The following is a 9,409-nucleotide window of genomic DNA, read 5'->3' on the forward strand; positions in this document are numbered from 1 at the left end:
GGTCAGGTGTCGGTCAGGGGTCTGTCAGCTCTCGCCGCGCAGCGGCTCGTCGAGGCCGGCGCCGCGGAGGAACTCGCGCGCGACGACCTCGTCGGTCCGGCCGCCGGTCACCTCGGCGTTCATCTGGACCATCGCGTCCTCGGTGAGCTCTGCGTTGACGGCGTCGACGACGCCCATGAAGGCGTCGGCGTCGATCGAGTCCAGCTTGTCGCGGCTCACCACCATGGCCACGTTCTGGGAGCCGAACAGCAGCTCGGGGTCCTCCAGCAGCGCGTAGTCGCCGGAGCCGAGCTGCGGATCGGTCGTGAAGGCGTCGACGGCGTCGGCCTCGCCGCGGTCGAGCGCGGCGTACTGCTCACCCAGCTCGACCGGGGAGAACGTCACGTTGTCGAGGCCGTAGACCTCCTGCAGTCCCGCGAGCCCGAGCTCCAGGTCCTCGAACTCCGGACGTGCCCCGAGCACGACCTCCTCGAGAGGGGCCAGGTCGGCGATCGTGGCGAGGCCGTTCTCCTCGGCGAACGCCGTCGTGGTGGCGATCGCGTCCTTGTTCTGGAACGGCGTCATCCCGCTCATGACCATGTCCTGGCCGGCGTAGAACTCCTGCGCCCGGTCGTAGGTCTGGTCCGGGTCGAGGCCGGACACCTCCTCGCCGGCCACGATCGAGAGCACGGTCCCGGTGTAGGCGACGTACCCGTCGACGTCCCCGTCCTTGAGCGCCTGGTCGAGGTCCTCGGCCGGGCCGACCCCCTTGCGCAGGTCGACGGTGTAGCCGTTGACGGCCAGTGCCTGCCGCCACAGCTCACCCAGGACGCGTGCCTCGGGGAACTCCTGCGTCCCGATGGTCACGCGCAGGGAGGCCCCCTGCGGCTGCGAGGAGGCGTTGCGCTCGTCGTTCACCTCGCCGCACGCCACCGTGAGCGCAGCCAGCGCGGCGCCGGCCACCACCAGCCGCCACGGCCGCGACCTCACGTGTCCGCTCCGGCGGAGGACGTGGCCGTCGTCGGTCGCGGATCACGGCCGCTCCGGTCGTCGGCGGACCGCGTCTCCTCGCGCAGCGCCTTGACCCAGCAGTACGCCACGCCCACGAGCACGACCGTGAACGGCACCGAGCCCAGCACGGCGGCCTGCTGCAGGGCGGTCAGGCCCCCGACGAGCAGCATCGCGCAGGCGATCCCGCCCATCAGCACGCCGAGCACCACCACGACCAGCTTCGAGGGCCTCAACGAGCCACGAGAGGCCATGGTCGCCATCACCACCGAGGCCGCGTCCGCGCCGCTGATGAAGAAGAGCGCGATGAGCACCACGCACAGCCCCGAGCTGATGAGCGGCAGGGGAAGGACGTCGAGCGCGGTGAAGAGGGACAGCTCGGGGGTCCCCAGCGAGCCGACGATGTCGGCCTCGCCGCTGCGCTGGAGCTCGATGCCGACGCTGCCCACGACCGCGAACCAGAAGAAGCCGAAGCCGGTGGGGGCGGCCACCACGCCGATGATGAACTCACGGATGGTCCGGCCGCGCGAGATGCGGGCGACGAACATGCCGACGAAGGGTGCCCACGAGACCCACCACGCCCAGTAGAAGATCGTCCAGCCGGCCATCCACTGCTCGTCGCCCACGCCGGTCTGCAGCGACATGGGGAGCACCTGGATGACGTAGTTCCCGATCGACTCGATGCCGTTGGAGATGACCAGGACGGTCGACCCGCCGAGGATCAGGAAGAACAGGAACATCGCGATCGTGGCGATGGACCCCAGGTTCGCCAGGTAGTTGATGCCCTTCTCGACACCCGAGGTGGCGGAGAGGAGGAACAGCGTGGTGACCACCACGATGATCAGCACCGCCACCGAGTCGGACTTCGGCACGCCGAAGAGGTAGGCGAGCCCGCTGTTGAGCTGCAGGCCGTTGAGGCCGAGGGCGGTGGCGGTGCCGAACAGCGTGGCGACGATCGCCAGGGCGTCGATGAGCCGGCCGACGGGCCGGGTGGAGGCGTTCGGTCCCAGCACCGGCAGGAACGTCGCACTGACCAGGATGGGCTGGTTCTTGCGGAAGCCGAAGTACGCCATGGCGCCGCCCATGACGGCGTACATCGCCCAGCCGTTGAACCCCCAGTGGAAGTAGGTGTAGCGCAGCGCGGTGAGCGCGGCCTCGTCACTGCGCGGCTCGGCCAGGCCGTGAGGTGGCGCCGTCCAGTGCGAGACCGGCTCGGCGATGCCGTAGAACAGCAGCCCCGCGCCGAGCCCGGCGGCGAACATCATGGAGACCCACGAGAACGTGCCGAACTCCGGGCGCGAGTCGTCCGGTCCCAGGCGGATGCGGCCCCAGCGCGAGACGGCCAGGACGATGCACAGGACGAGCACGCCGGTGGCGATGAGGATGAAGGCCCACCCGAAGTTGCCGATCACCCAGGTCAAGGCGGTGGACATCACCGAGCCCAGGCGCTCGGGCGCCACGAGGCCCCAGCCCACGAAGCCGGCGATCAGGACCGCCGAGCCCCAGAACACCGCCGGGTCCACACCCTTCAGGTACCGCTTCACTCCGCGCTCCTCCAGGGTGGCCGGCCGGCGTCCGGACGACCGGACCCCAGTGTCGCCCACCATGGGGGGCTGCGCCGCACGTGTCAATGACCCGAGGGGCAGGCCGGACCGTCAGTGCAGGAAGTCCTCGAGCACGCCCAGCATCGCCCGGGCGCCGACCAGGTGGTCCTGGCCCGCCACCTGCACGTGCTTGGCCCCGGGCACGGCGGCAGCGAGCCCGTCGGCGACGGCGTGCAGACCTCGAGGGCTGTCCTCCCCGACCGCCACGAGCACCGGGACGGTCACGCCGGCGGCGCGCTCGAGGGGTGGCAGGTCGCTCGTCAGCGCGATGTCGTAGGCCAGCGTCGGTGCCAGGGCGCGCATGGAACAGCTGATCACCGCCGAGGAGCTCGACCACCTCGCCGACGAGGGCGTCCGCGTCTTCCTCGCGGCCTACGGCGCCGTCAGCGACTGACGGGGGCGTCCAGGAGGGCCAGGAGGTCGCCGGCCCGCCGGGCGCCGGGCCGGGCCCCGGCGCGCACCTGCTCCGCCATCACGACGCGCACCACGTCGTTGGCCGGGGTGGGCACGCCGTGCAGCCGGCCCAGCAGCGACACCTCACCGTTGAGGTAGTCGGTCTCGACCGAGCCCTGTCCGCGGGCCAGGCTCTGCCACGTCGACCCACCGCTGCGGGGGCCGACCCCGCTGTCGGTCAGCAGGTCGCCGCGACGGGCGGCGTCGTCCGCGGCGGAGGTCACCGCGATCCCGGCCGTGGCGAGCACCCGCTCGCCCTCCTCCCGCACCCGCGCGACCAGCGTCGCGCGGTCGTCGTCGTCGGCGAAGCACGCCTGCGCGGCGTTGCCGAGGTTCATCAGCAGCTTGCGGTGCTTCCACGCCATCGCGTCGTCGCGCACCACCGACTCGAACCCGGCCGCCCGGAACGCCGCGGCCACCGGCTCGCACCGCTCGTCGCGTCCGCCAGGGAACCGGCCGAGGTCGAGCAGGCCGGGCACGGGATGGCTGTTCTGCACCACGACCCCGGGCTCGAGGTGGGTCGTCGGCATCATCACCGTCACGGCCAGCACGTGCGGGAACAGGCGCAGGCACGCGGCCTCGTTGGCCACGCCGTTCTGCACGCACACGATCGTGGCGTCCTGCGGCACGTGCTCCACCAGGTCGTCGAGCGCGGCGGCGGTCTGGTGGCTCTTCACCGCCAGCAGCACGACGCTGTCGGCGCCGGGGGAGAGGTCGGCGACGGTGTCGGAGGCCGGCAGCCGCACCACCTGGTCGCCGTCGGCGGAGCGCAGGGTCAGGCCGTCGGCGCGGACGGCGTCGAGGTGGGCGCCGCGCGCCACCAGCGCGACGTCGTAGGACGCCAGTGCGAGCCGAGCGCCGAGGACCCCGCCGATCGCCCCGGCTCCGTAGACGATGATGCGCATGTCAGGCGAGGAGCAGGACGACGGTCTCGGCCACGCACGCGGGCTTGTCGACGTCCTCGATCTCGACGGTCCACCGCAGCGTCAGCTGCCTGCCGGCCGGCACGTCGACCACGCCGGCGACCTCGGCGTGCGCCCGCACCCGGGAGCCGACGAGCACGGGATGGGGGAAGCGCACCTTGTTGAGGCCGTAGTTGATCCTGGCACCCGGGGTGTCGAGGGAGAAGACCTGCGTGCCGAGCACCGGGAGCAGCGAGAGGGTGAGGTAGCCGTGCGCGATCGTCCCACCGAACGGGCCCTCCGTCGCTCGCGCGACGTCGACGTGGATCCACTGGTCGTCACCGGTGGCCGCCGCGAAGGTGTCGACGCGCTCCTGGTCGATCGTGAGCCAGTCGCTGGTGCCGAGCGCCTCGCCGGTGGCCGCCTCGACCTCGTCGAGGCTGGTGAACACGCGCATGGGGGCTCCCGGTGTCAGGCTGCGAGGATGACGACATGACGTCCGCGCCCGAACCTACCGAACCGCGGCTGCACACCCTGTCGCTGGGCTCTGCCGGCCCGCGCATCGCGTTCCTCCACGGGCTGTTCGGCCAGGGACGCAACTGGACCCAGATCGCCAAGGCCGTCATCGGCGCCGACGGCACCGGCGCCCGCGCACTGCTCGTCGACCTCCCCGACCACGGCCGCTCGCCGTGGAGCCACGAGTTCTCCTTCGAGTCCTACGCCGACCAGGTCGCCGCCACGCTGCGGGCAGCGGGTGGTGAGGACCGCTGGACCGTCGTGGGGCACTCCATCGGCGGCAAGGTCGCCATGGTGCTCGCGCTGGCGCACCCCGACCTCGTGGAGCGGCTGGCCGTCGTCGACGTCGCCCCGAAGTCGTACGGCGACCTCTCGCGCTTCGCCGGCTACATCAGCGCGATGCGGGCGCTCCCGCTGCTGGAGATCGGCGACCGGGCCGACGCCGAGGAGCGGTTCGCCGACGTCGACCCCGACCCGGGCGTGCGGGCCTTCCTGCTCCAGAACCTGCGACGCGAGGGTGGGTCGTGGCGCTGGCAGTCGAACGTGGCGCTGTTCGCCGCCGACGCCGCTCGCGGCGGTGACTCCGCCATCGCCGACTTCCCGGCGGCGGTGCTCGACCACCCGCCGTACGACGGCCCGGTGCTGTGGCTGGCGGGCGCCGACTCGGGCTACGTCAGGCCGGGGGACGCCGAGCAGATGCGCGCGCTCTTCCCGTCGGCGCGGCTGGTGAGCGTCAAGGGCGTGGGGCACTGGGTGCACAGCCAGGCCCCGGAGGTGACCGTCGAGGCGCTGCGAGCGCTGCTGGCCAAGCCCGCCGGCTGACTGGCCGGATGGTTGGATGCTCGCATGACCAGCCCCACCCGTGACCAGGTGCGCGCGGCACCCAAGGTCCTCCTGCACGACCACCTCGACGGCGGGCTGCGGCCGCAGACGATCCTCGACCTCGCGGTCGACGCCGGGCACGCGCTGCCCGCCGACAACGCCGGGGACCTGCGTCGCTGGTTCGCCGAGGCCGCCGACAGCGGCAGCCTGGTGCGCTACCTGGAGACCTTCGACCACACCGTCGCGGTGATGCAGAACGGCCCCGCGATCACCCGCGTCGCCCGGGAGTGCGTCGAGGACCTCGCGGCCGACGGGGTCGTCTACGCCGAGGTCCGCTACGCCCCCGAGCAGCACGTCGGAGGCGGCCTGACCCTCGACGAGGTGGTCGCCGCGGTGCAGGAGGGCTTCGAGCAGGGGGTGGCCGCGGCGCAGGGTCGGATCGTCGTGCGGCAGCTGCTCACCGCCATGCGCCACCAGGCGCGGTCGATGGAGATCGCCGAGCTCGCCGTCGCCTGGCGGGACCGTGGGGTCGCCGGCTTCGACATCGCGGGTGCGGAGGCCGGGTTCCCTCCCACCCGCCACCTCGACGCCTTCGAGTACCTCCAGCGCGAGAGCTCGCACTTCACCATCCACGCGGGCGAGGCCTTCGGCCTGCCGTCGATCTGGGAGGCGCTCCAGTGGTGCGGCGCCGACCGGCTGGGCCACGGGGTGCGGATCATCGACGACATCACGGTGCACGACGACGGCTCGGTCGAGCTCGGCCGGCTGGCGTCGTACGTCCGGGACAAGCGGATCCCGCTCGAGATGTGCCCGGCCTCCAACGTGCAGACCGGCGCGGCCACCTCGATCGCCGAGCACCCCATCGGGCTGCTCACCGCCCTGCGCTTCCGCGTCACCGTCAACACCGACAACCGGCTGATGAGCGGCACCTCCATGACCGAGGAGATGTGGTCGCTGGTGGAGGCGTTCGGCTACACCCTCGACGACCTGCGCTGGTTCACGATCAACGCGATGAAGTCGGCGTTCCTGCCCTTCGGCGAGCGGCTCGAGATCATCGACCGGGTCATCAAGCCGGAGTACGCCGCCCTCTCGGCGTAGTCCGCCGGACGGTGCCGGGGAGGTCGGTCCCGGTGGTTCGTCCCTCGCGCCACCGGGGATGAACGGGTCACCACCGACGAGGAGACCCGATGCCAGACCCGCTGGAGGACCTGCACGTCCTCCGGGAACAGACCGACGTCGCCCTGCAGCGCACCGAGGAGGTGCAGTCGCGGCTCGGACCGGTCGACGCCACCGGGGGTCGTCGTCAAGGTCGCGGCCAGCGGTCTGCTCGAGTCGGTCCAGGTCGGCTTCACCTGGAACCGGTCGCTGACCACCGACGAGCTCGGCCCCGCCGTGCTCGCCGCGGTCGACTCGTCCCGGGACGACCGCACGATGTTCTGGGCGCTCGCGGGAGGCGCAACCGGCGCCCTAGCGGCGGGCCGGACCGACCCACGCCCACGGCACCGGCCAGCCGAGGCCCGCGACGCGCCCGGCCACCAGCTCGTCTGCGTCGAGGGTGGCGATGCGTCCGGTGGCGGGGTCGTACGTCATCAGGTCGGCGTCGAGCACGAGCACGACGTGGCGGGGCAGCAGGCGGCTGCCCACGAACAGCGGCACGGGGTCGGTCGCGGCCGCGGCCCTGATCGTGTCCACCGCCCGCGTGCGCGCCCGCGCCCACGGCGGCACGAGGCGGGTGCGGTGCGGCCGACCGCGACGCGCGGTGAGCTGCCGGGCGACCGCCCACGGGGGCGTGCCCAGCATCCTGGTCCACGGCGCCTGGAGGCGACCGGCCACGTCGACGGGTCCGGTGGCACGGCGGTGCATGGCCAGCACCTCCGCGGAGAAGCGGTCCGCGCCACCGTCGGCCAGCCGCGCGGCGTACGCCTCGTTGGCGAGTGCCTCGGCCACCACGAGGCAGGCGGCCCCGCAGGAGAGGCCGTCGGGCTGGCGCGGGCCCCGCCCGAGGAGGCGTGCGGCGGCGGGACCCGGGGTGCTCATCGGTGCAGCGCTGCTCCGCGGAGGGCGCCGATCTCGGCGTAGGCCTGGTGGGGCGTGACCGGGCGTGCCCCGAGGGAGACGGCGTGTTCCACGACGCGCCGCTGGTCGCGCAGCAGCGCGAGGCCGCGGCGCACGAGCACCAGGGGCGGCTTGCGGTGCTCGCGCAGGTCGCGGGTCAACCGCCGCCAGAACGTGACGAGGGGGTGCTGGCGCACGCAGTACGCCGCGGCCAGCAGGCCGCGCTCGGCGCACGCGGGCACGATCTCGGCCGCGAAGATGCCCTCGGCGACGACGAACCGGGCGTCGCCGAGCTCGAGGCGGTGCTCGCCGTGGCGGCCGTTGCCGGCGATGTCGTAGATCGGCACGGAGGCCACGCCGTCACGGCACAGCGCCTCCAGTGCCGCCACCGCGTCGTCGGGCAGCCAGGAGCCCGGGTGGTCCCAGTCGACCATGCCGGCGATGGCGCCGCCCTCGATGTGGGGGAGCGTCGGGTCGTCGCCGTCCTTGTAGTAGTCGTCCAGCCTCAGCACGGGCAGACCGGTGCGCTCGGCGAGCCGGGACTTGCCGGCGCCGGACGGGCCGGCCAGGACGATCACGCGGCGCACGGGGTGGCCGAGCGGCTCCCCGGGGACCTCTCGCTCGCGCACCGGCACATTGTGCCCGACCACCTAGGCGATGTCGGCGGCGCCCGCGCCGTCGATCGCCGGCTCGGAGCGCAGCAGGGCGTCGCGCAGCGACACCAGCTCGCCGACGGCGTCGGTGAAGCGCATGGTGCTCTCACCGATCTGGAGGTCGTCGAAGTAGTAGTGGCGCATCGCCACCCGCGCGAGGTGGTGGGTGTCGTGCTCGAGCCGGTCGGCGACCAGAGCGGTGAGCCCGGCCACGTCGGCGTCGGCCACGACGTCGGCGCAGCGGCTCACCGGCACCTCGTGGCGCAGCCGCTCGGCGTCGGAATGGCGGTCGGTGACGAGGATCGGCTTCTCCGTGCGCAGGTAGAGCCAGTCGAGCCCCACCGAGGACACGTCGGTGATCATCAGGTCGCAGTCGGGCATCACGGCCAGGATGTCGCCCGCCGTGATCGCGACGTGCTGCGCACCGGGCTCCCGGGTGGCGGCCTCGTCGACCAGGGCCAGCACCTCGTGGTGGGCGTCGCGCACCGGCGGCGTCAGGCTGGTGACCACCTTGGGGTGCGGCTTGTAGACGAGCCGCACCTCGGGCACGGCGAGCACGGCACGGACGATCGCGACGCCCATCGTGTCCAGCGACGTGTAGTCGTTGTAGTCGGCGTCGCCCTCCCACGTCGGCGCGTACAGCACCGTGCGGCGCGTGCTCGGGGCCAGCAGCGGTGCCGGGCGCAGGTCGAGCTGGGGACGCCCGATGCGGACCAGGCGGGAGGTGTCGAACTCGAGGAGCCCCGCGACGTGCCGCTGCACCGCGGCCTCGCCGGCGACGAACACCCGGTCGTAGGCCTTGGCGTTGTTGCTGGCCATGCTCTGCTTGTCGCTCTCGCCGTGGTTGATGTGGGCGTGCAGCGAGCGGCCGTGCAGCAGGGACTGGAAGTTCAGCATCGAGTTGTTGCAGTAGAGGACGACCTTGGCGTCCAGCTCGGCGTACAGCGCGGTCAGCTCGGGGAACGGCGTGGCGACGTGGATGGGCAGGTCCGTGCGGTCGCCGAGCACGACCGCGGAATGCGGGTCGCGGACCACCAGCGCCACCGGGTGCCGGGCGTGCAGCAGCTCGAGCACGGGCAGCCACTGCACCAGCTGGTAGGTGCGCGTGGGGTCGTCCGCGAAGTAGGCGATGACCTCGACGTCGTACACCCGCCGATTCTACGAGCCGCGCCCGGGGCGTGCGGCAGGATGCCCGTCATGACCGCCTACTGGATCGCCATCTACCGCGAGATCACCGACGACGCCAAGGTCGCGGCGTACGCCGAGCTGGCCGGGCCCGCGCTGCGGGAGGCCGGCGGCACGTTCCTCGCGCGGGGTCTGCCGGAGCAGACCTACGAGGCGGGGGAGGCCACCCGCACCGTGGTCATCGAGTTCGACTCCGTCGAGGCGGCCCGCGCCGCCCACGACAGCCCGGCCT

General features: G+C 72.8%; 11 protein-coding genes. 3 read left to right on the plus strand and 8 right to left on the minus strand.

Annotated features, from left to right (window positions below; genetic code table 11):
* Positions 1-24: 24 nt before the first annotated feature.
* From QZX64_RS09675 to QZX64_RS09695, 5 genes are all read right to left on the minus strand, one after another.
* Entirely contained in the window at positions 25-969 is a 945-nt protein-coding gene (locus QZX64_RS09675) for a glycine betaine ABC transporter substrate-binding protein (RefSeq protein ID WP_295658811.1), read from the minus strand.
* Positions 966-2,531 carry a BCCT family transporter gene (locus QZX64_RS09680; protein ID WP_295658814.1) on the minus strand — a complete coding sequence of 522 codons (1,566 nt, stop codon included), beginning with the start codon at positions 2,529-2,531 and terminating at the stop codon, positions 966-968. The genes QZX64_RS09675 and QZX64_RS09680 overlap by 4 nt, the downstream gene beginning before the upstream one ends.
* A gap of 111 nt (positions 2,532-2,642) precedes the next feature.
* Positions 2,643-2,894: an alpha/beta fold hydrolase gene (locus QZX64_RS09685; RefSeq protein ID WP_295658817.1), complete on the minus strand. Its 252-nt coding sequence runs from the start codon at positions 2,892-2,894 to the stop codon at positions 2,643-2,645.
* Positions 2,895-2,974: 80 nt separating this feature from the next.
* The gene (locus QZX64_RS09690; protein ID WP_295658820.1) at positions 2,975-3,949 is read right to left on the minus strand and encodes a ketopantoate reductase family protein; all 975 of its coding nucleotides are present in this window, start codon (positions 3,947-3,949) and stop codon (positions 2,975-2,977) included.
* Position 3,950: 1 nt separating this feature from the next.
* Positions 3,951-4,403: a MaoC family dehydratase gene (locus tag QZX64_RS09695; RefSeq protein WP_295658821.1), complete on the minus strand. Its 453-nt coding sequence runs from the start codon at positions 4,401-4,403 to the stop codon at positions 3,951-3,953.
* 35 nt (positions 4,404-4,438) lie between these two features.
* Here QZX64_RS09695 and QZX64_RS09700 point away from each other — a divergent pair, with 35 nt between their 5' ends.
* Both QZX64_RS09700 and QZX64_RS09705 read left to right on the plus strand, forming a co-directional pair.
* Positions 4,439-5,284 carry an alpha/beta fold hydrolase gene (locus QZX64_RS09700; RefSeq protein ID WP_295658824.1) on the plus strand — a complete coding sequence of 282 codons (846 nt, stop codon included), beginning with the start codon at positions 4,439-4,441 and terminating at the stop codon, positions 5,282-5,284.
* Positions 5,285-5,308: 24 nt separating this feature from the next.
* The gene (locus QZX64_RS09705; protein ID WP_295658825.1) at positions 5,309-6,382 is read left to right on the plus strand and encodes an adenosine deaminase; all 1,074 of its coding nucleotides are present in this window, start codon (positions 5,309-5,311) and stop codon (positions 6,380-6,382) included.
* Positions 6,383-6,751: 369 nt separating this feature from the next.
* Here QZX64_RS09705 and QZX64_RS09710 read toward each other — a convergent pair whose 3' ends face one another.
* Genes QZX64_RS09710 through QZX64_RS09720 form a run of 3 tightly spaced genes read right to left on the minus strand, consistent with a single transcriptional unit; the run spans position 6,752 to position 9,141 of the window.
* Positions 6,752-7,321 carry a hypothetical protein gene (locus QZX64_RS09710; protein ID WP_295658827.1) on the minus strand — a complete coding sequence of 190 codons (570 nt, stop codon included), beginning with the start codon at positions 7,319-7,321 and terminating at the stop codon, positions 6,752-6,754.
* Positions 7,318-7,968 carry an ATP-binding protein gene (locus tag QZX64_RS09715; RefSeq protein ID WP_295658830.1) on the minus strand — a complete coding sequence of 217 codons (651 nt, stop codon included), beginning with the start codon at positions 7,966-7,968 and terminating at the stop codon, positions 7,318-7,320. The genes QZX64_RS09710 and QZX64_RS09715 overlap by 4 nt, the downstream gene beginning before the upstream one ends.
* Before the next feature lie 21 nt (positions 7,969-7,989).
* Positions 7,990-9,141 (minus strand): CDP-glycerol glycerophosphotransferase family protein, encoded by a 1,152-nt coding sequence (locus QZX64_RS09720; protein ID WP_295658832.1) that lies wholly within the window; start codon positions 9,139-9,141, stop codon positions 7,990-7,992.
* 48 nt (positions 9,142-9,189) lie between these two features.
* Here QZX64_RS09720 and QZX64_RS09725 point away from each other — a divergent pair.
* The coding region (locus QZX64_RS09725; RefSeq protein ID WP_295658834.1) for a DUF1330 domain-containing protein at positions 9,190-9,409 on the plus strand (220 nt) is incomplete at its 3' end.

Origin of the sequence: uncultured Nocardioides sp. (assembly GCF_902805925.1) — a bacterium.
In the GTDB taxonomy this organism is placed as follows: domain Bacteria; phylum Actinomycetota; class Actinomycetes; order Propionibacteriales; family Nocardioidaceae; genus Nocardioides.